The organism is Glycomyces tenuis DSM 44171 (genome assembly GCF_000427885.1).
Classification (GTDB): domain Bacteria; phylum Actinomycetota; class Actinomycetes; order Mycobacteriales; family Micromonosporaceae; genus Glycomyces; species Glycomyces tenuis.
Genome location: NZ_ATYW01000016.1, coordinates 139,330 through 164,372, shown reverse-complemented (window position 1 = coordinate 164,372; position 25,043 = coordinate 139,330). Strand labels below are relative to the sequence as shown.

Sequence of the window (25,043 nt, the reverse complement as noted above, 5' to 3'; positions counted from 1 at the left end):
CCCGCCGAGGGGCGCCACGGTGACCGTGCCCGACGACCCCGCCCCCGGCTGGAAGCGGTGGCTCCGCCGCCTGGCCGCCCCCTCGCAGGAGCTGTTCGCCGCGAACGTGCGCGACGAGATCGCCGCCCGCAGGACCGGCGGCGAGGGGGAGGCCGACGCCGAGTACACGCCGGTCGAGCGGATCGAGGCGCGCCAGTCGGTCGTCGTCGCCGGTCGCCTGCGCACCGTCGTGCTGCGCGCCGAGGGCCGCTCGCCGTCGGTGGAGGCCGAACTGTTCGACGGCACCGGTCAGGTCGGACTGGTCTGGATGGGCCGACGGCGTATCGTTGGCCTGGAGGCCGGGACCAGGATCGTCGCCCGCGGCCGAGTGGCGCAGGGCGGTGACGGCCGATTTGTCATCTACAACCCGATCTACGAACTCCGCCTCTGAAGGCGCCGAGGAACCCGGAAGGCACTCTTTGAGCACCGAGACGCCGCAGCGCACCGATCCCGACGAGCTGCCCCCGTTCTCCGAGCAGCTCTCGCAGCAGCTCGGCGGCGTCAGGGGCGTGATCGAGGCGGCCGTCCCGATCACCCTGTTCGTGGTCCTCAACCCGATCCTCGGCGAGCGCGAGTTCGGGCCGCTGAACGGCCTGCAGTGGTCGATCGTGCTCGCGGCCGCCAGCGCCGTGGGCATCGCGGTCTGGCGGGCGGCCCGCAAGGAGACGGTCCGGTACGCGCTCAACGGCCTGTTCGGCATCGCGCTCGGCGCGTTCCTGGCCTGGCGCAGCGACGACGCGCGCGACTTCTACCTGCCGGGGATCATCTGGGGCGCGGTCTACGGCGTCGGCTTCATCGTCTCGGCGATCTTCCGCCACCCGATCGTCGGCTGGGTCTACGCCGTGATCGCGCAGGGCGGGAAGAAGGAGTGGCGCCAGAACAAGCGGCTGGTCGACGTCCTGTGCTGGATCACGGTCCTGTGGGGCGTGGTGTTCATCCTCAAGAACGCCGCCCGGATCTGGCTGTACCAGATCGACGCCGACACCGCGCTGGGATGGGTGACGCTGTTCGGCGGCACGCCGGTGACGGTCGCGCTGACCGCGCTGACGATCTGGGTCGTGCGCCGCACGCTGAAGTCGGCCCCGGCCGAAGAGGCGGCCGAGGCCGACGAACCCGCGGCGCCGCGGCCCGAGAGCCGCGGCGCCTAGGGCCTGTTCACAGGCCCCAAGGGCACTGCTACGACGCCAGGCAGTCGAACTCCGGCGCCGATGTCAGCGAGCCGCTGACGTTGAAGCCGAAGGAGACCGAGCCTCCCGAGTCGATGGTCTGGTTGTATCCGACCGGTTCGGCCATCTCCATGTCGCCCATCAGCGAATGCTCGGCGTTCCAGATGTTCGTCACGGTCGCGTCCGAGCCTTCCGGCCAATGCCAGTGGAGCATCCAGGCGTGGACCGTCCGCGATCCGGTGTTGTCGACGGTGACCTCGACGGTCGCGCCCGAGCCCCAGCTGTTGACCGTGGCCGTGGCCGAGCAGCTGAGGTCGCCGCCAGGCGTGGTCGGGTCGTCGGGCTCATCGGGGGTCGTGGGGTCGTCGGGGGTCGTGGGGTCGTCCGGCTCGTCGGGCGTGGTCGGGTCGTCCGGCGGGTCCGTGGGCCCGCCCTCGCCGAACCAGACGTCGGAGCAGGAGTAGAAGGTCTGGTCGATGTGGCTGGCCTGCCAGACCACGTAGACCACGTGTCGGCCGGTGCGGCCCGGCGCGCTCACGGGGATGTCGACCTCTTCGCCCGGCTCGTACACGCCGGTCTCGACGACCCGTTCGAGGTCGCCCCAGTCGAGTGCGTCGGTGGTGGCGTCGTATCCCTGCTTGGTGACGTACACCCAGTAGTAGTCGCCGCCGTGCGTGGCGGTGTCCTCGTAGTGGAGGGTGAAGTCGTTGTCGAGCGGCGTGGTGTGCCAGGCGCCCGGTTCGTCGAGGGAGTTGTAGCGCCCGCCCTCGGCCTGGCCGCCGGAGCAGAGCTGGTTGTCGGGGATGCGTGACTCGTGCTGGCCCTGCATGCCCTCGCGCAGGAGGCCGTTCCAGTTCCACATGGTGTTGGGATTGGCCTGCCAGGCCTGCCAGCACATGGGGTCCTCTTGGGCCATGTCCGGGTTCAGGTGGTCGTCGCCCCAGCGCTCCCAGCAGCTGTAGTGCCGGGCGGGCGGGCTGGTGGCGGTGCCGTGGCTGGCGGCGGGCTGCACGAAGAACAGCGCCGAGCCACCGGCGACGACGACCGCCCCGAGGACGAGCAGCACGCTTCGGAGGCGTTTGGGTACTTTGAGCATGATAGCGCTCCCAGTTGATTAATACATCGAGAACCTTAAATATATTACGGCAAGGCCCCCGATGTAAAGGCGGGCGGGCCGAGTCATGCCCCGGCCGAGCTCAGCGGGACTTGCCCAGGATGACCGCGCGCGCCGCGTCCTCGGCGTCCTCGTTGCAGACGAACACGAGCTCGTCCCCGGCCTCCAGCGTGTCGTCCGGGCTGGGAGCGATGACCCTGCGCCCCCGGATGATCGCCACCAGCGCCACGTCCCGCGGCAGCGGCACCTCCGCCACCGTCCTGCCCACGTGCGGCGCGTCGACCGGCAGCGTGATCTCCACCAGGTTCGCCTGCGACTGGCGGAAGCTCAGCAGCCGCACCAGGTCGCCGACGCTGACGGCCTCCTCGACGAGCGCCGCCAGCAGCCTGGGCTTGGAGACCGAGACGTCGACGCCCCACTCCTCGTCGAACAGCCACTCGTTCTCGGCGCGGTTGACGCGAGCGACCACGCGCGGCACCGCGAACTCGGTCTTCGACAGCAGGCTGACGACCAGGTTCACCTTGTCGTCGCCGGTGGCCGCCACCGCCACGTCGCACCCCTCCAAGTGCGCCTGCCGCAGGTTCTCCAGCTCGCAGGCGTCTGCCAGCAGCCACTCGGCCTCCGGGACGCGCTCGGGCCGCATCGCCTCCGGGTCGCGCTCGATGAGCAGCACCTCGTGGCCGTTGCCGACCAGCTCCGCGGCGATCGAGCGGCCCACGTTGCCCGCTCCGGCGATGGCGACGCGCATCAGACACCTCCCTGCGGGGCCCGGCCCGCGATCTCGGCGACCTGCTCGGCGCCGTCGTCGGCCACCAGCATGTACACCTGGTCGCCGTCCTGGAGCACCGAGGAGTCGGTCGGCAGCGTCGCCCGCCCGAAACGGGTCACATAGGCGACGCGGTGCCCCGTCGCCGCCTCCAGCGCCGCCAGCGGCACGCCGACCCAGCCCTCGTCGTACAGGACCTCGACCATCGAGAGCGTCGCGGTCGGGTCGCGCCACAGCGGCTGCTGCTCCTCGGGCAGCAGGTGGCGCAGCAGCCGGTCGGCCGTCCAGCGGACGGTGGCGACGGTGGGGATGCCGAGCCGCTCGTACACCGAGGCGCGCTGCGGGTCGTAGATGCGGGCGATGACGTTGCGGACGCCGTAGTTCTCGCGTGCCACGCGCGCGGCGATGATGTTCGAGTTGTCGCCCGAGGAGACCGACACGAACGCGTCGGCGCGCTGGACGCCGGCCTTGGCCAGCACCTCGCGGTCGAAGCCGTTGCCCCTGACCGTCGTCTCGTCGAAGTCGGGGCCGAGCCGGCGGAAGGCCTTGGGATTCTGGTCGATGACGCCGACCGTGTGCCCCAGCTCCACCAGGCTGCGCGCCAAGAGCGAACCCACGCGGCCGCAGCCCATGATCACCACATGCACCCGGCTCACCCCTTCACTGACGACATCGGTGCGACGATACCGCGACGTCCCACCGCCGCAGCGTTCACGCTACCGGTTCCGCCTGTATCCGACCGCCTCACAGCGCGAAGCGCTGGCGCGGTCATTCGGATGCGCCCGCGTGATCTACAACGATGCGATCGCCGTACGGCGTGCGGCGCATAATGATCGGTCGCCTTACCCGAGCGCGGCGACGTTGTCCAAGCGGTTGATCACCGAGGCGAAACGGACACCGGAGAGAGCCTGGTTGGTCGAGGTCTCGGCGGTGGTGCTCCAGCAGGCCCTGGCGGACTGCGACCGAGCCTGGCGGGCATTCTTCGATTCCCGATCGGGGAAGCGGCCGGGCCCGAAGATCGGCCCGCCGAGATTCAAACGGCGCTCACATAGGCAGGCGGTGCGATTCACGCGCAATGGTCGGTTCCGAGTGCTCGGCGACGGGCGGCTGCGGTTGCCGAAAATCGGCGATGTCAAAGTCGCCTGGTCGAGGGAACTACCCTCCGATCCGTCTTCGGTGACGGTGATCAAGACCGCAGCCGGCCGATACTACGCCAGTTTTGTAGTGGCCGTCGACGAGGACGCCGCATCGCAGGAGCCATTGCCCGAGGCCGCGACGGGGATCGATCTGGGTTTGAAGGATTTCGCCGTTCTACGCGGAGGCAAGGTGATCGAGTCGCCGAAATTCTTCCGATCGCTCGAACGCAAGCTCAAGCGATCGCAGCGGGAACTGGCGCGAAAACAGCGGTGCTCTGCGAATCGGGAGCGGGCCCGGTTGAAGCTGGCTCGGATCCACGAGCGGATCCGTGACAGGAGAGATGATTGGCTCGACAAACAGGTCAAGGCGATACTCGAAGAGAACCAGGCCGTGTACGTCGAAGACCTCAATGTCAAAGGCCCGGTGCGCGGTCGCGGGGCGAAGAGTCTGCACGATCAGGCATTCGGCGGGTTCCTTTCCCGCTTGGAGTCGAAGGCCGAGCGACGGGGGCGAACCTTCGTTCGGATCGATCGGTTCTTTCCCTCCACGCAACTGTGTTCGGCATGCGGATCGCTCTCAGGGCCGAAAGGACTGGCCGGGCTCAAGATCCGCCTCTGGCAATGTGGATGCGGTGCCGTGCATGATCGTGATGTGAACGCGGAACTGAACATCCGCCGTGAGGGGCAACGCCTCGCGGACGTCGCCGCAGGGCATGCGGAGACGCGAAACGCCTCCGGAGGGCGGATAAGACCGGACACGTCCGGCGCCGCCCGCAACCCCCTGCAGGGGAGGAACGAGGAACCTCTCGGCGCCGGTGCTGCTCACGCGGTACTGTAACCGAGAATTTTTCCACCTTCGGAAAAGGGGATGCCAAGGCCGTGACCCGGTCCCTGTCCGTCTTCAAGCGGCTGCTCGTGGGCGAGCCGTTCACCTCCGAGCGGCAGAGTTCCCTCGAGCTGTCGAAGCGGTACGCCATCCCGCTGCTCGCGGTCAACCCGCTCTCCTCGATCGCCTACGCCCCCGAGCAGGTCTTCCTCATCATGGCGGCCGCCGGCTCGGCCGCCTACGCCTACTCGATCTGGACCGGGCTGGCCGTCGCCGTCGTCATGCTCACCGTCATCGCCTCCTACCGCTACACCGTGCAGGCCTATCCGGGCGGCGGCGGCGACTACCGGGTCGTGACCGCGAACCTCGGGCCGAGGGCCGGGGCCCTGACCGCCGCCGCGCTCGTCCTGGACTACATCCTCACCGTCGCCGTCTCCGTCTCGGCCGCCGTCGCCTGCCTCGCCGTGCTGTGGCCCGGCGTGCGCGAGGGGCGCGAATGGGCCTGCGCCCTGGCGATAGCGCTGCTCATGGCGTTCAACCTGCGCGGCGGGCGCGTCTCGGGCCGCGTCGCGGCGGGGATCGCGCTCCTGTTCGTGGCGGGCATGGCCGCCACCGTCGCGGTGGGATTGGTCCGCCTCGCCGCCGGGGAGCAGATCGAGCCGCCCTCGGCGAGCTACGACACCGTAGGCGAGGCCACCGAGATGACCTCGGTGGCCTTGTTCGTGCTGTGCGCCCGCGCCTTCGCCGCCGGCTCGGTCGCCGTCACCGGCATCGAGACGTTCACGACCCGCGTCCGGTTCTTCCGCCCGCCCAGGGGCCGCAACGCCGCCGCCGCCATCACCGCCGTCGGCGCCGCCACCATCGCGCTGTACGTCGGCATCGTCGTCCTCGCCTACCTCGTCGGCGCGCAGTCCACCGTCGACCCGCAGACGCAGCTGGCCGGGGTGCCCGAGGACTACGTGCAGAACCCGCTCATCGGCCAGCTCGCCGCCGCCGTGTTCGACTCCCGGGCGCTGCTGATGTGGCCGATCATGCTCGCCTCCGGCGGCGTGCTCCTCCTGGCCGCCAACACCGCGTTCGTCGGCTTCCCGCAGCTGGCCTCGGTCTTCGCCAAGGACTACCTGATGCCGCGCCAGCTCCACAAGCGCGGCGACCGGCTCGTCTACTCCAACGGCATCATCATCCTGGCCGTGGCCGCCGGGATCCTCGTCGTCGCCTTCGGCGGCGCCACGTTCCGGCTCATCGGCATGTACATCGTCGGGGTGTTCCTGTCGATGGTCCTGGCCCACGCGGCGATGGTCCTCCACTGGCGGCGGGTCCTGGGGATCGAGCGCGACGCCGCCCGCCGCGCCCGCGCCCGCCGGGCGATGCGCACCGCCGCGGCGGCGGCCCTCATGTGCGCGATCGTGCTCGGCATCGTCGCGGTCACCGACTACCGGCGCGGCTGGATCGCCGCCGTCATCATCGGCGCGGGCTACGCGATGATGTGGTTCGTCTCCCGCCACTACACGGCCGTGGCCGAGGAGATCGAGCTGCCGAAGGGCAAGCCGAGGCTGCCCTCGCGCAACCACGCGATCGTGCTGGTCTCCAGCGTGAACCGGCCGCTGATGCGGATGCTCGCCTACGCCAAGGCCACCCGGCCGGACACCGTCACGGCGCTGACGGTCAACGTCGACGCCGCCGCCTCCCGGGCGCTGCTGGCCGATTGGGAGCGGCGGGGGATCGGGATCTCGCTGACCGTCGTCGACTCCCCCTACCGGGAGATCACCGGCCCGATCGTCGACTACGTCAAGGCCCGCATGCGTGACGCGCCGCGCGACGTGGTCACCGTCTACCTCCCCGAGTACGTCGTCGGGCACTGGTGGCAGCGCAAGGGCGATGCGCGCAACTACTTCCCGTGGTCCGGCTGGCTCCTGCACAACCAGACCACGAAGGCGATCCAGCGGCAGCTGAAGTACGTGCCGGGCGTCATGATCGTGACCGTGCCGTGGATCCTCGGCGAGAACCGCGAGGCCCCGCCGCTGCGGCGCATCCGCAGATGAGGCGGCCCCGGCGGCGTGCCGCCGGGGCCTGTGCGAGGAGGGGAGTCTACGTCGCCGGAGCGCCGTGGGCGCCGCAGCGTCCGCCGTTCGAGAAGTCCGCGCCGAGGTCCTCGTAGCCCTCGGGTCGCAGGAAGTCCGTGGACCGGATCGAGCCGTCGGGCGCGCGGGGGCCGGTGATGACGCCGGTCGCGGTGCTCGCCAGGTCCGCCTCGCTCCACTCGTCCTTGATGTCCCAGGAGTTTCCCTCGCCGCCGGAGGAGCCGAGGGCGGCGGCGGCGGCGTTGGCCACCGAGAGGTTCCCGTTCAGCGTCGAGGTCGAGCGGTCGAAGACGAAGCCGGTCTCGGCGTTGTCCCAGGCGGTGTTGTTCTCGATGAGCATCGAGGCCGGGTTGCCGTTGTCGATGATGCCGTGCTGGGCGTTGTCGAAGGCGATGCTGTTCCGCACGGTGTGGGTGGCCGTCTCGGCGCCGCGGCCGAGCTTGAAGCCGTTGCCGTCGCCGGGGAAGTCGGGAAAGTCCCAGCGGTTGAAGCCGTTGCCCCAGGCGACGGAGTCCTCGATGAGGATCGGCGAGGTGAACTCCCAGGAGTCGAAGCCGTCGTCGACGTTGTTCCACAGGCGTGCCCCGCGCACCACGTTGCCCTCGCCGGAGCCCTCCTTGATGGCCAGGCCGTCGGCGCTCTCGCCGTTGTTCCGCGGATCGAAGTTGCCGTAGCTGTCCAGGTCGAGGATGAGGTTGCCGCCGGATTCGAGGAAGAGGTGGAGCCCCGATTCGTAGTTGTCGCGGGTGACGAGCCGGTCGAAGACGTTGTTGTTGCAGTTCATGCAGAAGATCCCGTACGGGCCGTGGACGATCTCCAGGCCGCGGAAGACCCACCAGTCGCCTTCGACGTGCAGGGCGCCGCGGTCGGGCCTCGGGATCGAGCCGTCGAGCTCGCCGGGCGTGTACGGCATGTTCTCGCCGTCGATGACGACGTGCTCGCCGCGGTAGGCGGTCATGGTGATCGGGTTCCCGGACTCGCCGTCGGTGTTGATCTGGAGGTTGGTCTCGGGGGCGTAGACGCCGCCGCGGATCTGGATCACGGTGCCGGGTGCGGCCAGATCGACGGCGTGCTGGATGGTGCGCAGGGGCGCGGCCACGGTGCCGGGGTTGGCGTCGTCGCCGTCGGTGGCGACGGTCAAGATCTCGGATTGCGCGAACGCGGGCTGCGCGAAGGCGGTGGCGCCGAGGAGGCCGAGGACGGCCGCGATGAGCGCGATCGGTATGGCTCCCGCTCGGGAGCGGGGGTTCCTGCGGTCGGACATGAGCTCGCCTCTCTGAGATGGACATGGAATGCAAGCGTTTGCACACTTCGGCCCACTATATCGACGGCCGTCTTTTAAGTCAACAATTCGAATGCCTCAATGCCACGTGCGAGGTGCCGCGCCCATTCCCGCCCGTAGTAGCCTGGCGGGCGTGCTTGCACCGGGCCGGGGAGGCCGCCGACGCCCGTCGAGCGGCCCCGGCCCACGGACACGGGGGTTGGGGAGGACGATGATCGTCACCGTAGGGGACGTCGCTGCCGGAGGCCACTGCGTGGCCCGCGTCGACGGCGAGGTGTACTTCGTCCGCCACGCCCTGCCGGGCGAGCGGGTGCGCATCGAGGTCACCGACCGCAAGAAGCGCTTCGCCTTCGCCGACGCCGTCGAGATCCTCGAGCCCTCGCCCGACCGCGTCGAGCCGCCCTGCCCGTGGGCCGGGCCCGGCAGATGCGGCGGCTGCGACTTCCAGCACGCGAGCCACGAGGCCCAGCTGCGCCTCAAGACCCGCGTCCTGACCGACCAGCTCACCCGCCTCGGCGGGCTCGACGCCGAGCGGCTCGAAGGGCTCGAGGTCGAGGCGCTCCCCTGGAAGGAGGGCCCGCTCGGCTGGCGCACCCGCATGCAGTACGCCGTCGACCAGAGCGGGAAGGCCGGACTGCGCGAGCACAAGTCCCGCGACATCGTCCACATCGACTGGTGCCGCATCGCCTCCGAGCCGATCCGCTCGGCCGACGTCCTCTCCCGGAACTGGAAGGGCATGGGCGCGGTCGGCGTCGTCGACTCCGACGACGACGGCCTCGCCGTCTACACGCAGCTGCGCCGCACCTCCCGGCCCCACCACAAGAGCGGCCCGAAGACCGTCCACCAGCGGGTCGGCGAGACCGAGTTCGAGCTGGGCTTCGACGGCTTCTGGCAGGTCCACCCGGCCGCCGCCGAGGCGTTCCTGGACTGCGTGCTCGAATTCCTCCGGCCGCGGGAGGGCGAGGCCGCCTGGGACCTGTACGCGGGGGCGGGGCTGTTCGCCGCCGGACTCGCCGACGCGGTGGGGGAGCTCGGCCGGGTGGTGGCCGTCGAGAACGCGAAGTCCTCCCGCACCGCCGCCAACCTCGCCGACTGGAAGAACGCCGGCGCGATCGACGGCGACGTCGCCGAGACCGTGCCCGCCCTCGGCGGCGTGGACATCGTGGTGCTCGACCCGCCGCGCAGCGGCGCCGGGCCCGAGGTGGTGGCCTCCCTGGTCGAGGCCCGCCCGAGGGCGATCTGCTACGTCGCCTGCGACGCGGGCGCGCTGGCCCGCGACGTCAAGGCCTTCGCCGAGCACGGCTGGGAGCCGAGCCGCATGCGCGCCTTCGACGCCTTCCCGATGACGCAGCACTTCGAGACGATCGCGCTGTTCGAACCGGCACCGGTCGAAACGGCCCGGTAACGCGACGAAATATCGGATTCGGCGCTCCGGTGGCGCTCCGATCGCCACAATGAGGCCATGACACCTTCGAATCCGACCGTGGCCGCGCTCGTCGACGCGGTCAACGCGGGCGACCGCACCGCCTTCTACGCGCTGCTGACCGGCGACGCCGTCCTGACCGACGACGGCGTCGCGCGCGACCTCGCCGAGTGGTGCGACTCCAACCTGTTCGACGCCGACGCCCGCCTGACGCCGCAGCGCGAGACCATGGGCGGCTCGCGGCTCATCGTCGCCGTCCACGACGACAAGTGGGGCGACATGACGACCTACTGGGACTTCACCGTCGACGGCGACAAGATCGGCCGCATCGACACCGGCCAGGCCGCGGCCATAGGCGAGGCCTGAACGAGGGCGGCGTCAGTCGCAGCTGCAATCGCAGTTGCAGCAGCCGCCGTCCTCCCCGCCGCAATTGCAGCAACTGCAGCAGTCGCAGTTGCAGCACTCGCACGCGTCGCAGCAGTCGCACTGGTGGCAGCAGCCCTGGCGCGGCTGGCCGGACCACGGGTCGTGGTACTCGTTGGCGCAGCACATCTGGCAGGAGCAGAACAGCGCCGACGCCACGCACAGCCCGCCCCAGAAGCCGCGCCGCCGCCCGAACCGCCGATGGTCGTGGTCGTCGCGCGGCCGGTGCCGGTAGTCGCCGCGGTCGGGGCGCCGGTAGGTCGCGCACGTCGACCCGAAGGTCTTGGAGACCGCGTGGCGCGCGTAGCGGTCCAGCAGCAGCCGCACCATCGTCGCGTCCACGAACGAGGCCGCCTCGAGCGCGGCGCGCATGTCGGCCAGCGCGCCCCGCGCGAGCGAGCGGGCCTCGTCCATGCCGGTGCCGGTGGCCGCGAGTGGGTTCCAGGCCCCCTGCTCGGCGTCGTCGTCGAAGTCCTCGGCGGCGTCCAGGAGGTGCGCGAGGCGCCCGAACGAGGCCCCCGCGGCCCGGAACGGCCCGATGTTGTCCTCGCTGCCGCCCAGGACCGCGGCGTGGGCGAACAGCTCGGCGGTGGCCTGCTCGGTCGGCGCGGTGACCGCCGCGAGCGGCGTGCCGGGGCCGCAGGCGTCCTCGACGGCCTTCTGCCGGTCGACGGCGGCCATGACCTCCTCCACCGGCAGCCGGATCGACTCGCCGATGGCCAGGGCCTTGGAGCGGTAGCGCCCGGCCGTCCTCCCCGCCAGGCCCGCCACGCCCGGCCGGGCGACGATCCCGTCGCCGTCCTCGACGTGGTCGCGCAGCTTCGCCGAAGCCAGCAGCAGCGAAGCGGTGGCCGCCAGTCGCGGCCCGTCACCGGTGGCGATGCGCTGGCGGCGCATGCCGCGCAGCGCGCACGGCCCGGCGTCGCGGCCGTCGGCCCCGTCGCCCTGCTGGGCCTCGACCAGGACCGACAGCGCGAGCGTGTCGTAGTTGGTGGTCAGGCGCGCGAGGTGCCCGGCGTCGTCGCGCAGCTCCAGGCACAGGCCGCAGAAGTGGCCCATCCAGCGGGGCTTGAGATCGGCGGGAGTGCGTGAGGGGCATGGTGCGAGGATGCCGAACATGGGGCGGTCTCCTGAGGCCGGGGACAGTCGAGAGGCATCCTATCGTCGGCGCGCAACCGCGGCCGCCGACGCCGGTCGGCGGCCGCTCACGGGAGGTCGCAACCAGGCCTTAGTGGTCGTCGTAGTGGCCCTGATGCAGCGCGTGCCGGTGGCCGTCGTGCACGTAGTCGACGTGGTCGCCGTGCCGGACCGCCGGGTGGCCGCAGCCTTCGCCGTGCTGGTGGTCGTGGCCCTCGCAGATGACGTGGCCGCTCGGCTCGCACTCGTCGTAATGCTCGCCGTGGGCCCGGTGCAGGTGCCCGTCGTGGGCGTATTCGACGTGGTCGCCGTGCTGGACGGCGGTGTGGCCGCAGCCCTCGCCGTGGCGGTGGTCGTGTCCGGTGTGCTCGAGATGCGCCATGGCCGTGCTCCCCGCTGCTCGGTTCCGCTCGGTGTTCCCCCTGGACGACGCCTTCGCGATCTGCCGTCGTGCCAGGACATTAACACCTGTGCGCCGGTGCGGCGGCGTTTCACCGAGAACCACTCATGTGCGGACACGGCGAAGGGGGACGGGCGAAGCCCGTCCCCCCTTTCAGGACTCGTCTACTGCGAGATCAGCTCGGAGAAGTCGTTCTCCTGGAGCCAGGCGGTGGTGCCCGCCTCGACGTCGCCGTCGTGCTCGTCGAACACGACCTGCTCCAGGCCGGCGAGCTGCTCGTCGGTCATCTTGAACGTGCCGAGGACCTCGGCGAGCTCGGGGTGCTCCTCGGAGAACCCGGCGGTGGCCAGGGTGTTGATGGTCTCGACCTCGCCGAGGGTCTTCTCCGGGTCCTCGAGGTTCTTGAGGTCGTACTTGGCGTAGGCCCAGTGCGGCTGCCACAGGGTCACCACGATGGGCTCCTCGGCGGCGATGGCCGAGTCGAGCTCGGACAGCATGCTCGCGGTCGTGGAGGTCTCCAGCTCCATGTCCTCGATGCCGTACGTCGGGATCGAGTTCTCCAGCACCGCCTCGGTCAGGCCGGCGCTCGGCTCGATGCCGACGATGCGGTTGCCGAACAGCTCGGCGTTGTCGTTGAGCTCGGTGAGCGAGTCGACCTCGTCGACGTAGCTCGGGACGGCCACGGTCAGCGCCGCGTTCTCGTTCCAGGTGCCGATCGTCTCGAGCTGGTCGCCGTACGCGTCCATGTAGGTGGCGTGCGTGATCGGCAGCCAGCCGTCGAGGAACACGTCGATGTCGCCGTTGGCGAGCCCCTCGTACAGCACGCCCGCCTCGGCGATCTCCTCGACGGTCACCTCGTAGCCGGCGTCCTCGAGCGCCTGGCGCCACACCTCGGTGGCGACCACGCCCTCGTCCCAACCGGGGATGATGGCGAGGGCCAGTTCGCCTTCGCCTTCGGGCAGGCCGAAGTCGATGCCGCCGCCGGACTCGCCGGAGCCGCCTCCCTCTTCCTCGACCGAGCAGGCGGCCAGGCCCAGGCCCAGCACGGCCGCGGCACCGAGGGCGGTGGTGCTCTTCATGATCGAACGACGTCGCATGTCGTCTCCTTCTCTGTTGTCCGGTCTCATGCCGATGGTTCGGGGGTTCGGGGCGTCTCAGGCCGCGAGTCTCGCGGCGCGGGCGACGGGTGTGCGGTCGGCCAGGCCCTGCATGACCCGGTCGAGGAAGACCGCGAGGACCACCACGGCCAGCCCGGCGTTGAAGCCCTTGGCGATCTCGACCCGGCCCAGGGCCGAGACGATCACGCCGCCGAGGCCGCCGCCGCCGACCATGCCCGCGATGACGACCATCGACAGGGCGAGCATGATGACCTGGTTGAGCCCGGCGGCGATCGTGGGCAGCGCCAGTGGAAGCTTGATGCCCGCCAGGATCTTGGCGGGGGAGGCGCCGAAGGCCTGACCGGCCTCGACGACCTCGTGGTCGACCTGCCGGATGCCCAGCTCGGTCAGGCGCACGCCCGGGGGCATGCAGAAGATGATCGTCGCGATGATGCCGGGCGTGACCCCGATGCCCCAGAGCATGACCACCGGCAGCAGGTACACGAACTGCGGCAGGGTCTGCATGAAGTCCAGGATCGGCCGGGCGATCGTCGAGGCCAGCCGGTTCTCGGCGGCGAGGATGCCCAGCGGGATCGCCAGGGCCGTCGCGATCACGGTCGCGATCAGCACCATCGCGAGCGACTCCATGGTCTCTTCCCAGTAGGGGGTCCAGGCGGCGACGAACATGCCGACGCCGACCAGGGCCGCCAGGCGCCCGCCCTTGGCGAGCCAGGCGATGCCGGCGAAGATGATCACCATCAGGCCCGAGGGCAGCCACAGCAGCGCGTCGGACAGCCCGGTGTGGAGTGTCTCGAGGAAGGTGTTGGTCCCCTCGAAGAACGGGTTCCACTCGCGGCGGGCCCAGTCGATGACCGACTCCGCCCAGTCCCCGAAGGGGATGTCGGGCAAGGGCTTCCAGACGTAGGTCCAGAACCAGTCGCGGAGGTATTGGATCATGCTTGCTGGGGCTCCTGATCGGCTTCGGGGGACTCGTTCTCGGACGCGAGCGATTTGATGATGCCCTTGGGGGTGACCACGCCGAGGGGGTCGGAGTCGTCGTCGACGACCAGCAGCGGGTCCTCGGTGGACAGCACCTGCTCGTACAGCTCCGCGACCAGCGTGTCGGCCTCGACGGTGTCGAAGTCGCCGGTGTCGGCGTCGTCCCAGGGCTCCATGACCGACGCGGCGGTGAGCACTCGCGAGCGGTCGACGTCGGCGGTGAACTCGGAGACGTAGTCGTTCGCCGGGTGCATGAGGATGTCCTCGGCGGTGCCCAGCTGCACGATCCGCCCGTCGCAGATGGCGATGCGGTCGCCGATCTTCATGGCCTCGTTGAGGTCGTGCGTGATGAACACGATCGTCTTGTTCAGCGTCTTCTGGAGGTCGAGCAGCTGGTCCTGCATCTCCTGGCGGATGAGCGGGTCGAGCGCGCTGAACGCCTCGTCCATGAGCAGGATCTCGGTGTCGGCCGCCAGGGCGCGGGCCAGGCCGACGCGCTGGCGCATGCCGCCGGACAGCTGCGAGGGGAGCTTGTCCTCCTGGCCGCCGAGGCCCACCATCTCGACGGCGTCGAAGGCCTTGGCCCGCCGCTCGGCGGTGGGCGTCTTCTTGATCTCGAGTCCGAGCGCGACGTTCTCGAGCACGGTGCGATGGGGAAGGAGCGCGAAGTGCTGGAAGACCATGCTGACCTTGTCGCGGCGCAGCTCGCGCAGGCCCTTCTTCGACAGGCCGCCCAGCTCGACGCCGTCGATCCAGATGGATCCGGCGGTGGGTTCGACCAGACCGTTGAGCATCCGGATGAGGGTGGACTTGCCCGAGCCGGACAGGCCCATGACGACGAAGATCTCACCCGAGCCGATCTCGAACTTGTGGTCGATGACCGCGGCGGTCACCTTCTTGTCGGACAGTTCGTCGCGGGGGACGCCGGCTTTGAGCTCGGCTACGGCTCTATTGGCACCTTTGCCGAAGATCTTGTACAGGGAATCGACTGCTAGGGCAGACATCGTTTCCTTCCGGTTGGCGGGCGGCAACCGGGGCAACACTAGTCAAGAGCTGGGGTTCCGGCACGCGGAGCAGCGCGTGAGAAGATAGACACGCGATGTAGATGATCGACGTTTTCCCAGGTAGTCGGCCTGCGATTCGCGATTCTCCGGTCTGAGATCCGATTGTCTGCAATCCGACGTTGTCAAGAATGTTGCAGAACAGCAACCAAAGCGACTGGATTTGAGGGTGCGCTCAGGCGTACGGGCGGCGGCGCTCACGGCGCGGCTCCCACCGCTCCCGCGCCGGGGCGCCGCCGCGGCGCTCCGGTCCCTCAGGGCAGCCTGGCGGCCATCGCGCGCTCCGAGACGGCCACCAGGTCGGCCTCGCTCAATCCCAAGGCGCGGGCCTTGGCGTACTCGTCGGCGATGTCGGTGCCCATCCGCATCGGCGAGTCGGTGCCCAGCACCACCTCCACTCCGGCCTCGACGAACAGCGGCAGCGGGTGGGCCTCGAGCCGCTCGACCATGCCGAGGAGCACCGCCGAGGTCAGGCACACCTCCACCGCCACGCCGCGCTCGGCCAGGAGCCGCACGATCCCCGGGTCGTCGGCGGCGCCCACGGCGTGGCCGATCCGGCTCACCGCCTCCAACTGCGCCACCGCGGCGACGTTCGAGGCGTTGAACGCCCCGGCCGGGACCGTCACCCCCAGGCCGGCCTGCGCCGCGGCCTCGGCCACGGCCCGCCCCCTCGTCCAGTCCGCCTCGGCCGCGTAGGGGACGTAGATGAGCTCCACCCCGGCCAGCCCGGCCGCGGCGGCGTCGCCGAAGGCGTCGCAGATCTCCTTGACGGTCGGCTCCCACAGGTTCAGGCTCAGCACCGCGGCCGCCTCGAAGTCCGGGAAGAGCTCGGCGACGTTCTGCTTCGCGGCGTCGAACCGCTCCATGAAGCCCGGGTAGGCCACCGACTCCTGCGGCAGCCGCAGCTCGGTGTAGACCGCTCCGGCCTCGGCCGCCGCCGTCAGGGCGCGTTCGAGGATCCCCTCGTACACCTCGCCCTCGACCGCGTCGAGGTCGAACCGCGGCACCGCCGACATGCGCTGGAGCCGGGCCAGGCCCGGCACCACCGACTCCCCGACGATCTTGCGCCGGACCGGCCAGTCGACCGGTGAGGAGCTCAACACCTGATCGAGACGCGCCGGCCATTCGGTGTTCTGGTACAGGTCGATGAGGTCCATGTTGCGATGATCACACCATCATCGCGGGCTCTGCCGGACTTTCGCCCGGCGTGTCCCTTTCGGGGAGTGACTGTTTTTTGACACCCGATCGGGGGTATGCGGCCCGCCTCAGTGCCGGTCTTGGACTAACACCCTGCTCGCCGCCGCCGATAGACTTCGGCTTTATGAGTGCATACCCGCTGCTGGCGACGATCGGCAGACTGGCCGATTTCAAATCGCTCGACGAGGCCGAGCTGCCCCGCCTGGCCGATGAGCTCCGCGAGTTCCTCGTCGACGCGGTCGCCAAGACCGGCGGGCACATCGGCCCGAACCTCGGCGTCGTGGAGCTCACCATGGCGATCCACCGCGTCTTCGACTCCCCGCACGACCAGATCGTCTTCGACACCGGCCACCAGTCCTACGTCCACAAGGCCCTCACCGGGCGGTCCGGGCAGTTCGACGGCCTGCGCCGCCGCGGCGGCCTCGCCGGCTACCCCAACCGCGAGGAGTCCCCCCACGACCTGGTCGAGAACTCCCACGCCTCCACCTCCCTCTCCTACGCCGACGGCCTCGCCAAGGCCCACGCCCTGTCCGGCGACGACCGCCACGTCGTGGCCGTCGTCGGCGACGGCGCGCTCACCGGCGGCATGTGCTGGGAGGCGCTCAACAACATCGCCGCCCGCGACGACCTCAAGCTCGTCATCGTCGTCAACGACAACGGCCGCTCCTACGCGCCCACCGTCGGCGGCCTCGCCAAGCGCCTCGCCGGGCTGCGCCTCAACCCCGGCTACGAGCCCGCGCTGCGCAGGATCCAGGAGGCGGTGGAGAAGATCCCCGTGTTCGGCCGCGCCGCCTACTCCACGCTCCACGCCGCCAAGACCGGTCTGAAGGACGCGCTCGCGCCGCAGGGCATGTTCTCCGACCTCGGCCTGAAGTACGTCGGCCCCGTCGACGGCCACGACCTCGGCGAGCTCACCGAGGCGCTCGAGCGCGCCAAGCGCTTCGGCGGCCCGGTCATCGTCCACACCCTCACCGAGAAGGGCCACGGCTGGGCGCCCGCCCGCGCCGACGAGGCCGAGCAGGCGCACTCCCTGTCCTCGGCCTTCGACCCGATCACCGGCGAGCCCGTCGCCGCCTCCAAGCGCCGCTGGACCGCCGTGTTCGCCGAAGAGCTCGTCGCCCAGGCCGAGATCCGGCCCGAGCTGGTGGCCATCACCGCCGCCATGCCCGGCCCCACCGGCGTCGACAAGCTGATGGAACGCTTCCCCGAGCGGGTCTTCGACGTCGGCATCGCCGAGCAGCACGCCGTGACCTCCGCCGCGGGCCTGGCCATGAACGGCCTGCACCCCGTCGTCGCCGTCTACTCGACGTTCATGAACCGCGCCTTCGACCAGACCGTGCTCGACGTCGCCATGCACCGGCTGCCGGTGACGTTCGTGCTCGACCGGGCGGGGATCACCGGCCCCGACGGGCCCAGCCACTACGGGGTGTGGGACACCTCGATCTTCCGGGTCGTGCCCGGACTGCGCATCGCCGCGCCCCGCGACGAGGCCACCCTCCGCCTCGAGCTCGCCGAGGCCCTCGCCGTCGACGACGGCCCCACGATGGTGCGCTTCCCGTCCGGCGCGGTCCCCAAGGGGAACATCGAGCCGGTCGACTCCCGCGAAGGGCTCGACTTCCTCGTCGAGCCCGCGGGCGCCGAGCTCCTCATCGTCGCCTGCGGATCGATGGGCGCCGCCGCCGTCGAATCCGCGAAGCTCCTCGCCGCGCAGGGAGTGGGGGCCGTCGTCGTCGACCCGCGCTGGATCTCCCCGGTCCCCGAGGCCCTGGTGAAACTCGCCGGGCAGTACAGGCTCGTCGCCACCGTCGAAGACGGAGTGAGGACCGGCGGCTTCGGCGACGCGCTCGCGCAGGCCATGCGCGACAGCGGCGACGACGTCCCCCTGGTCGACCTCGCCGTCGCCCGCGGCTGGCACCCCCACGGCACGCGGGACCAGCTGCTCGCGGACCTCGGCCTCACCCCCGAGGCCATCGCCGAGCGCCTCCAGGCGGAGGTCGCGCGCCGCCTGCGGTGAGGCGCCCCGGTCAGCGCATCGCCTTGAGTCCCGCGCGCAGCCGCACCAGGTCGCGGCGGCGCCGCTCGAACGTGGCGCCCAGGCCGATGAGGACCGCGCCGCCCACCGCCGGCGGGATCCACTGCGGGATCGCGTGCCACACCAGGGCCAGCTCGTTGGCCGTCAGCGCCAGCAGCGCGATCGAACCGAGCACCAGCGGCGCCTGCCAGCGCCGCGCCAGGCCCGCCACCACGACCGCGAGCGCCGCCGCGCCGACCCCGACGCGACGCGCCGTCTCGTCCTCGGCGAGCGCCAGCAGCAGGCTCGGGCCGATGCCGACCGCGATCGGCGCCGCCAGCTGCGCCCACGAGCCGGTCTCGGGCCGCCGCAGCAGCCGCCACAGCCCGAAGGCGAACAGCACCGCCGCCGGAGGCCCCGTGAACGCCTCGAGGGTCTCCGCCTCCAGCGCCGCCAGGAGCGCCCACCACGCCGCCGTGCCGGTGCACAGCGCCGCCACGGCGTACGGCGTCTTCTTGACCGGCGCCATCAGCGCCACGCCGGCGAGCGCGAGGGTGTAGACCCCGAGCGCGGCGGGCAGGTAGAAGCTCGAATCGGAGCCGCTGATGAGCTGCCCGAACCATTCGCCGACGACCATCGCACCGGCCGTGACGCCGGCCAGGACGTGCGCCAGGACCGCGGCGAGCACCCGGTCGGGGCGGCTGCGCCGCGGCGCTCCGGCGGCGACGGCGAGCATCGCCGCGGCCGCGGCGACCAGGCCGAAGCCGATCTGCGAGGACGAGGCGTCCATCGTGCTGGAGCCGATCGCGCTGGCCGTGAGCGGCAGCCAGACGGCCAGCAGGCACCAGCTCGCGCAGCGTCCGTCGAGCGTGGCCGAGGCCATGGCGCCGACCAGCGCGATCACCGCCGCCAGCGCGAAGCCGACGGCCGGGATCGCGTCGAGCCGCGACGGCTCGCCGTGCCACAGGAGCAGGGACGCGGCGATCCCAGCGAAGGTCAGCGTGAACGCGACGACGTCGAACCGCCTGCGCTCGGGCACCAGCGCGGCGCTCAACGCCAGAAGCGCGAGCACGATCGGGACCTCCCAGGTCAGCAGCCCGGGGAAGCCGAAGTCCCACCACAGGTCCGGCAGCGCCGACAGCGCGATGAGGCCGCCGACCGCCGCGATGGCCGCGCCGCCGATGTAGGCGGCGTGGCGCAGCGAGCGGCGCAGCGGCTCGGGCAGCGCCAGCGACAGCAGCCCGATCGCCACGGCCGCGACGAGGTACGAGCTCAGCTCGGGCGCGTCGGCCACGACGATGGCGAACGCGGCCGGAGCGGCGATGGCCGCCACCCCGGACGCCTTCCGGGAGGCCTCGCCGCCGCCCGGTGCGAACTCGTCGACCACCGCGGTGATGAGACCGGCCAGCAGCGCGAGCGAGGGCAGCGCGAGCGCGGCCTCGTCGGACCGGGCCGCCAGCACCCAGGCGGCGACGCTCATGGCGACGGTCGCCGAGGAGGCCACCAGGATCGAGGTGACCGAGGCCCCGGCGCGGCGGGCGTAGACCGTCGCGACCAGGTTCCCCGCCGCCAGCACGGCCACTCCGGCCGCGACCGGCGGCACGAGCGCCTCGCTCAGGCCGAAGGCGAGGCGGAGCCCCGCGAGGAAGGCCAGGACGACCGCGCCGCACAGCAGCAGCCGCGAGACCCACAGGTCCGAGCGCGGGGAGCGGCTCGGCTTGCGGCCGACGACCCAGGACGCGGCGGCGAGCACCGCGGCCGTCGCGGCCATGAGGAGTGCCGCGCTCGTGACCTCGCCGGCGGCGGCGAAGGCCGAGCCGACGGCCGCCAGCGGGAGGAGCGCCCAGCCCGTGGCGGTGGCGGGGACGCCCCAGCGGTGCGGGACGAGGACGGCGAGCACCAGGAGCGTCCAGGTGCCGACGGCCTCGGCGCTGAGCGAGGCGCCCTCCGGCAGGACCTGGTAGTACCCGGCCAGGGCCGAGCACCACAGCGCGAGCGCGGCCAGGGAGGCGAAGGTCTCGGCGGTGGCCCACAGGCGGAAGCGGATGAGGACGGCCGGGACCGCCAGCATGAGTGCGGTGAAGGCGCCGAGGACCACGAGCCGTCCGGCGTCGCCCATGTGCCGCCAGGCGACGGCGGTGAAGATGATGATCGCGGCGGCCACGAGCAGCCCGCCGAGGCCCAGCAGCAGGGTCTGCACGGTCTTGGAGCCGAGTTCGCCGCGCCGCCGGGGCACGGCGGGCGGCGGCGTCGCGGGGAAGCCGCCGGGCAGCACGGATTCGGTCGGGGTCTGGGGCGGTGCCATCTGGAGGCCGGGCGGCTCCATGTGCGGGACCGGCCGGGCCGCGGGCGGCGTGTCGGGGGCCGGAACCGCCGCGGCCGGCGCCTCGGCCCGGTAAGCGGCGGCGAGGCGCCCGAGGCCGTCGAGCACCTCGGCGCGCTCGGCCTCGACGGCGCCGCGGCTGGTGGTGCTCGACGAGAGCACCCGCAGGGCCGAGTCGAGCTCGGCGAGGCGGGCGAGGAGCGGCTCGGGCCCCCGGCCGCATGCGGGGCAGTGCTCGGGCGTGCTCGGCCGACCGCAGCGTGGGCAGTTGAAGGTGGTCATCACAACAGTGTCGCCAGCCTGTCAACTTGAAGATCGGGCAAAACGGACAGTGATTGTGCAGTGGTCACAACGTCTTGTGGCCCCCGCGGCGTGCCGCGTCCCGATCTTCGTGGATTCCTCTAAACGGACCGCGAGCGAGAGGGACGCGAACGGGGGCGGCCCGACCGGGCCGCCCCCCGCACCTGTGCGCGCCGTCAGCGCATCGCCTTCACCGAGCCGCTCAGGCGCGCCAGGTCCCGGCGGCGCTGCTCGAGCGTCGCACCGGCGGCGATGAGCACCACGCCGCCGACCGCCAGCGGGATCCACTTCGGCACCAGGCTCCACAGCAGCACCATCTCGTTCACGCTCAGCGCCGCGAGGACCACGGCGCCGATCACCAGCGGCGCCTGCCAGCGCCGCCAGGCCGCGACCAGCAGCACCGCCAGCGCGACGGCGCCCACCAGCAGGCGCCGCAGCGGATCGCCGTCGGGCCCGAACGACAGCGCCAGCGACGGCCCCAGACCGATCGCCAAGGCCGGGGCCAGCGCCGTCCACGACCCCATGTCGGGGCCGCGCCGCAGCAGCCACAGCCCGATCCCGAGCAGCAGCACCGAAGGCGGCACCGTGTAGTACTCCAGTCCCGACACCCCGCCGCGGGCCGCCAGCAGCACATGCGCGGCGGTGACGGCGCCGAACGAGGCGAAGACGTGGGCGACGCGGCGCGCGGGCGCCGCCCACGCGGCCGCGGCCAGCGCGGCGGCGTACGCCGTGAAGCCCAAGGGCGCGTAGACCGAGATCCGCTCGCCGCCGTCCCCGGCGGCCATCAGCGTCCACAGCAGGTTCACGCCGATGAACAGGTGCGCACCGGCCCGCGCCGCCGGCCCGGCCGGTCCCTCGCCCAGCGGCGCGGTGAACGCCACGACGAGGAGGGCCGAGCCAGCGGCGACGGCGCCGAAGGCGACCAGCGCCGGCTCACCGCCCCCGGCGCTCTGGTGGTGGGCGGCCAGGGCCGCGGTCATCAGCCACGCGTACGCGCCGACCCAGCCGACGCAGCGCCGGATCCGCCCGCCGGAGGCGAGGGCGACGGTCAGCGCCGCGGCGGCCACCAGGACGAACGACGCGGCGGGCGCCCACGGGTGCGCCCACAGCCCGCCCGCGGCCAGCACCGCGACCGACGCGATCGCGGCGAGGAAGTCCAGCCGCAGGCCCTTGGGCACCAGCGGCAGACCCAGCGCGCAGGCCGCCGCGACCGCGGGGATCTCCCACGTCAGCAGCCAGATCGGCGCGGCGCCGAAGGCGACGGCCAGGACCGACAGCGCGACCGCGGCGCACCAGCCGAAGACCGCCGTCCCGGTGAGCGCCGCGCCCCAGCGCAGCGCCGAACGCAGCGGCGCCGGGAAGACCCGGGAGACCGCCAGCGACAGCACCGCCGCCCCGAAGTACGACGTCAGATCGTAGGACTCGGTCAGGACCACCCCGAGCGTGCCGATCGAGACCACGCCCGACACGGCCGAGGCCGCCGGCGACAGCTCGACGGGGCCGTTCGGGTCGCCCATGGCGGTCAGCGCGATGACGGCGACGGCCAGCAGCAGGAAGACGGGGAGGGCCAGCACCGGCTCGGCGGAGCGGGCGGCCAGGACGCAGGCGGCGACGACCAGCGCGCCGGTGGCCGAGGACCCGACCGCGACCGCGGCGAACGAGGCGCCCTCACGGTGCGTGTGCACGGTGGCGAGCGCGCCGACGGAGGCCAGCAGGCAGACGGCCGCCGCCACGACCGCCGTCAGCGAGGCGTCGAGGCCGAACGCGGCGCGCATCCCTCCCAGGAGGACCGTCACGCCCGCCGCGCACATCAGGGCGCGCGCCGACCACTGGTCGGATCGGGTGTGCCGGGTCGACCGCGCCAGGACGGTCCAGGCGGCCCCGGCCAGGACCGCGCCGATGAGGACCATGTGGAGCGCGGCCTCGAAGGCGTCGGCGACCGCGGCGAACGAGGCGCCCGCCGCGCCCAGCGGCAGCAGGGCCCAGCCGGGGGCGCTGACGCGGGCGGCGATCCGGTAGCCGGCGGCGCCGACGAGCACGAGCGTGGTCCAGGCGGCTACGGAGGCGGCGGTCAGTCCGGTGCCGCTCGGCAGATACAGGTAGTACCCGGCCAGGGCCGAGCACCACAGCGCGAGCGTGGCGATGGCGGCGAGGGTCTCGGCGGTGGCCCACAGCCGGAACCGGGTCAGGACCGGCGGCACGGCCAGCAGGAGGCCGGTGAAGCCGGCCAGGATGGTCAGCCGCCCGCCGTCGCCCAGCTCGCGCCAGGCCACGGCGGTGAAGACGACGACGGCGGCGGTCAGGAGCAGCCCGCCCAGGCAGAGCAGGACGATCTGGAGGGACTTGGTGGTGATCTCGGCGCGGCGGCCGCGACCGGGGGACGGCGCCCCCCGGCGCCGCGGGCCGCGGGGCGCATGTGGAGGAGTGATCTGCGTGGTCATACTGTCAGTGTCCGGTTCATGGCAAATCCCGGAACAGACAAACCGGACATGATTTGTCGGGGTGTCACAACACCCGGGCGCTCCCGAACCGCACCGGCGCGGATATTTCGTGGATTCCTCCAAACGGCCCTGTCGCCTGCTCGCCGCCGTCTGCTTCAATCGACATTGGTCACTCCTCCTCGCACTCCCGAAGGGCAACAACAATGAAGATCGCAGTGATGGGCACCGGCACGGTCGGCCGCGCGCTGGCCGGGCGGTTCGCCGAGCTCGGCCACGACGTGACCGTCGGCACCCGCGACGTCGCGTCCACCCTGGCCCGCGAGCCCGAGCAGGGCGAGTCCTACACCGCGTGGGCCCGCGCGAACCCCGCCGTCGGTCTGGCCTCCTTCGCCGACGCCGCGGCCGGATCGGAGCTGAACGTCAACGCCGCCTCCGGGCAGGCCGCGATCGAGGTCCTCGGCGCGGCGGGCGAGGGCAACCTGGCCGGGAAGGTCCTGATCGACGTCTCGAACCCGCTCGACTTCTCCGGCGGGCTCCCGCCGACGCTGTCGGTCAAGGACACCGACTCGCTCGGCGAGCGGATCCAGCGGGCCTTCCCCGAGGCGCTGGTGGTCAAGACGCTCAACACGATGAACGCCTCGCTCATGGCCGACCCGCGGCGGCTGGCCGGCGGGGACCACTCGGTGTTCGTCTCCGGCGACGACCCCGACGCGAAGCGGACCGTCGCCGATCTGCTGGAGCAGATGGGCCACACCGACGTCGTCGACCTCGGCGACATCACCACCGCGCGCGGCGCCGAGATGGTCCTGCCGCTGTGGCTGCGCCTGTTCGGGGCGTTCGGCACCGCCGAGTTCAACTTCAAGGTCGTGCGCTGAGGCCCGCTACCGCACCGCCCGGTCGATGATCCGCCAGGCCAGGTCCTCCCACTGCGCGTAGTAGTCGGGGAAGGCCGAGACCTGGACGGCCTGCGCGGCGCCCGCGATGGACATGTCCTCCCAGCCCGAGACGCCCTCGAGCGTGCCGTAGAACTTGTCCGCCGAGGTCGCCGGGTCCATGAGCTCGGCGACCGTGCCCCAGCCCATCGAGGGCCGCTGCTGGAACAGGCCGACCGAGTCGTGGTCGGCGTACTCGACCTCCCAGTCGTGCTCGTACGACTCGGGCACCGCCGGATTGGCGGCGTTGTAGAGCTTGGCCTCCTGCATGGCCGTCGCCAGGGCCACGGCCCAGGCGCGCTCGCCGAGGCCGCGGTCCATGCCGGCCTCGATGATCGTGATCGCGTTGGCCATCTGCGCGGCGTCGACGCCTTCGACGGGAGCGGCGTCGCGGTCGAGCGCCGGGCCGATCTCGGTCCTGGTCTTCACCGGTTCGGGGGCCGAGGCCACGAGGCCCTGCGGGAGGATGCTCGGCATCGGCGCGACGGCGTCCCAGTCGGGCTCGGCGCCGATCGCCTCGGCGACGATGCGCTCGGCCGTGCGCTCCTGGGGCGTGCGGCCGTCGGACCCGGCGATCGTGCCGGCCGCGGCGGCGGCGGAGGCCACGGCGATGAGGGCGGCGACCCCGGCGACGCCGAGGCGGCTCGCCGCGGAGGGGCCCCTGAGATGGCGGCCCGGCTTGACGCCGATCTCGTCGCCGCGGCCGTGCCCGCTGCTCGTCTCGGTTTCGGGAGGATGGGAGTGCTTCCGCATTCGCGCAAGGCTAGAAGTGCGAAAGACCAGCTCGGACGGACAGCGAGGGCGACGCCGCCCGGACGGGGGACTGTGCTCACCCGATGGGGGAAGTGCCCCTTTCGCCGGGAACGCGTGCTATCGCGGCAACGATGTG

Annotated in this window: 21 protein-coding genes; 8 read left to right on the top strand and 13 right to left on the bottom strand. The window is 71.8% G+C overall.

Features of this window, described 5'->3' with window-relative positions:
* Nucleotides 1–19: 19 nt before the first annotated feature.
* Nucleotides 20–430 carry an OB-fold nucleic acid binding domain-containing protein gene (locus YWW_RS0117625; protein ID WP_026931137.1) on the top strand — a complete coding sequence of 137 codons (411 nt, stop codon included), beginning with the start codon at nucleotides 20–22 and terminating at the stop codon, nucleotides 428–430.
* A gap of 28 nt (nucleotides 431–458) precedes the next feature.
* The gene (locus YWW_RS31290) at nucleotides 459–1,187 is read left to right on the top strand and encodes a DUF3159 domain-containing protein (RefSeq protein ID WP_051325986.1); all 729 of its coding nucleotides are present in this window, start codon (nucleotides 459–461) and stop codon (nucleotides 1,185–1,187) included.
* A gap of 28 nt (nucleotides 1,188–1,215) precedes the next feature.
* Here YWW_RS31290 and YWW_RS0117615 read toward each other — a convergent pair whose 3' ends face one another.
* The 3 genes from YWW_RS0117615 to YWW_RS0117605 form a co-directional block, all read right to left on the bottom strand.
* Nucleotides 1,216–2,301, bottom strand: coding sequence for a lytic polysaccharide monooxygenase (locus tag YWW_RS0117615; protein ID WP_026931136.1), 1,086 nt, complete (start codon nucleotides 2,299–2,301; stop codon nucleotides 1,216–1,218).
* Nucleotides 2,302–2,401: 100 nt separating this feature from the next.
* Nucleotides 2,402–3,067, bottom strand: coding sequence for a potassium channel family protein (locus YWW_RS0117610; RefSeq protein ID WP_026931135.1), 666 nt, complete (start codon nucleotides 3,065–3,067; stop codon nucleotides 2,402–2,404).
* A complete protein-coding gene (locus YWW_RS0117605; protein WP_026931134.1) occupies nucleotides 3,067–3,732 on the bottom strand; it encodes an NAD-binding protein in 666 nt (221 codons plus the stop codon). The genes YWW_RS0117610 and YWW_RS0117605 overlap by 1 nt, the downstream gene beginning before the upstream one ends.
* A 28-nt stretch (nucleotides 3,733–3,760) precedes the next feature.
* Between YWW_RS0117605 and YWW_RS35210 the strand changes: the two genes are divergently transcribed.
* Together YWW_RS35210 and YWW_RS31285 are read left to right on the top strand one after the other, a co-directional pair.
* Nucleotides 3,761–5,059, top strand: coding sequence for an RNA-guided endonuclease TnpB family protein (locus tag YWW_RS35210; RefSeq protein ID WP_081687559.1), 1,299 nt, complete (start codon nucleotides 3,761–3,763; stop codon nucleotides 5,057–5,059).
* Nucleotides 5,060–5,100: 41 nt separating this feature from the next.
* On the top strand, nucleotides 5,101–7,089 hold the full coding sequence (locus YWW_RS31285) for an APC family permease (protein ID WP_035704691.1): 1,989 nt from the start codon (nucleotides 5,101–5,103) through the stop codon (nucleotides 7,087–7,089).
* 46 nt (nucleotides 7,090–7,135) lie between these two features.
* Here YWW_RS31285 and YWW_RS31280 read toward each other — a convergent pair whose 3' ends face one another.
* On the bottom strand, nucleotides 7,136–8,392 hold the full coding sequence (locus tag YWW_RS31280; protein WP_051325985.1) for a right-handed parallel beta-helix repeat-containing protein: 1,257 nt from the start codon (nucleotides 8,390–8,392) through the stop codon (nucleotides 7,136–7,138).
* Between the two features lie 229 nt (nucleotides 8,393–8,621).
* Here YWW_RS31280 and YWW_RS0117575 point away from each other — a divergent pair, with 229 nt between their 5' ends.
* Both YWW_RS0117575 and YWW_RS0117570 read left to right on the top strand, forming a co-directional pair.
* Entirely contained in the window at nucleotides 8,622–9,815 is a 1,194-nt protein-coding gene (locus YWW_RS0117575) for a class I SAM-dependent RNA methyltransferase (RefSeq protein WP_051325984.1), read from the top strand.
* Between the two features lie 57 nt (nucleotides 9,816–9,872).
* Nucleotides 9,873–10,199, top strand: coding sequence for a hypothetical protein (locus YWW_RS0117570; RefSeq protein ID WP_026931130.1), 327 nt, complete (start codon nucleotides 9,873–9,875; stop codon nucleotides 10,197–10,199).
* Between the two features lie 12 nt (nucleotides 10,200–10,211).
* Here the strand turns inward: YWW_RS0117570 and YWW_RS0117565 are convergent, their stop codons facing one another.
* The 6 genes from YWW_RS0117565 to YWW_RS34230 form a co-directional block, all read right to left on the bottom strand.
* Entirely contained in the window at nucleotides 10,212–11,375 is a 1,164-nt protein-coding gene (locus YWW_RS0117565; RefSeq protein WP_026931129.1) for a DUF5685 family protein, read from the bottom strand.
* 109 nt (nucleotides 11,376–11,484) lie between these two features.
* Nucleotides 11,485–11,775 carry a hypothetical protein gene (locus YWW_RS0117560; protein WP_026931128.1) on the bottom strand — a complete coding sequence of 97 codons (291 nt, stop codon included), beginning with the start codon at nucleotides 11,773–11,775 and terminating at the stop codon, nucleotides 11,485–11,487.
* 182 nt (nucleotides 11,776–11,957) lie between these two features.
* Nucleotides 11,958–12,890 (bottom strand): glycine betaine ABC transporter substrate-binding protein, encoded by a 933-nt coding sequence (locus YWW_RS0117555; RefSeq protein ID WP_035700288.1) that lies wholly within the window; start codon nucleotides 12,888–12,890, stop codon nucleotides 11,958–11,960.
* Between the two features lie 57 nt (nucleotides 12,891–12,947).
* Complete coding sequence (locus tag YWW_RS0117550; RefSeq protein WP_051325983.1) at nucleotides 12,948–13,847, bottom strand: ABC transporter permease; 900 nt, start codon at nucleotides 13,845–13,847, stop codon at nucleotides 12,948–12,950.
* Complete coding sequence (locus tag YWW_RS0117545; protein WP_211228609.1) at nucleotides 13,844–14,893, bottom strand: quaternary amine ABC transporter ATP-binding protein; 1,050 nt, start codon at nucleotides 14,891–14,893, stop codon at nucleotides 13,844–13,846. The genes YWW_RS0117550 and YWW_RS0117545 overlap by 4 nt, the downstream gene beginning before the upstream one ends.
* 311 nt (nucleotides 14,894–15,204) lie before the next feature.
* Nucleotides 15,205–16,107 carry an amidohydrolase family protein gene (locus YWW_RS34230; RefSeq protein WP_026931124.1) on the bottom strand — a complete coding sequence of 301 codons (903 nt, stop codon included), beginning with the start codon at nucleotides 16,105–16,107 and terminating at the stop codon, nucleotides 15,205–15,207.
* 164 nt (nucleotides 16,108–16,271) lie between these two features.
* Between YWW_RS34230 and dxs the strand changes: the two genes are divergently transcribed.
* Complete coding sequence (gene dxs / locus YWW_RS31270) at nucleotides 16,272–18,161, top strand: 1-deoxy-D-xylulose-5-phosphate synthase (protein ID WP_051325982.1); 1,890 nt, start codon at nucleotides 16,272–16,274, stop codon at nucleotides 18,159–18,161.
* A 10-nt stretch (nucleotides 18,162–18,171) separates the two neighbouring features.
* On the opposite strand, the gene YWW_RS0117530 is transcribed toward dxs, so the two are convergent.
* Together YWW_RS0117530 and YWW_RS0117525 are read right to left on the bottom strand one after the other, a co-directional pair.
* Nucleotides 18,172–20,763, bottom strand: a complete 2,592-nt coding sequence (locus YWW_RS0117530) for an SCO7613 C-terminal domain-containing membrane protein (RefSeq protein ID WP_026931123.1) — start codon at nucleotides 20,761–20,763, stop codon at nucleotides 18,172–18,174.
* A gap of 194 nt (nucleotides 20,764–20,957) precedes the next feature.
* Nucleotides 20,958–23,222: an SCO7613 C-terminal domain-containing membrane protein gene (locus YWW_RS0117525; protein ID WP_026931122.1), complete on the bottom strand. Its 2,265-nt coding sequence runs from the start codon at nucleotides 23,220–23,222 to the stop codon at nucleotides 20,958–20,960.
* 203 nt (nucleotides 23,223–23,425) lie between these two features.
* On the opposite strand from YWW_RS0117525, the gene YWW_RS0117520 reads away from it, so the two are divergent.
* Nucleotides 23,426–24,097 (top strand): NADPH-dependent F420 reductase, encoded by a 672-nt coding sequence (locus tag YWW_RS0117520; RefSeq protein ID WP_026931121.1) that lies wholly within the window; start codon nucleotides 23,426–23,428, stop codon nucleotides 24,095–24,097.
* A gap of 6 nt (nucleotides 24,098–24,103) precedes the next feature.
* Here the strand turns inward: YWW_RS0117520 and YWW_RS34225 are convergent, their stop codons facing one another.
* The gene (locus tag YWW_RS34225) at nucleotides 24,104–24,907 is read right to left on the bottom strand and encodes a hypothetical protein (protein WP_051325981.1); all 804 of its coding nucleotides are present in this window, start codon (nucleotides 24,905–24,907) and stop codon (nucleotides 24,104–24,106) included.
* Nucleotides 24,908–25,043 lie beyond the last annotated feature (136 nt).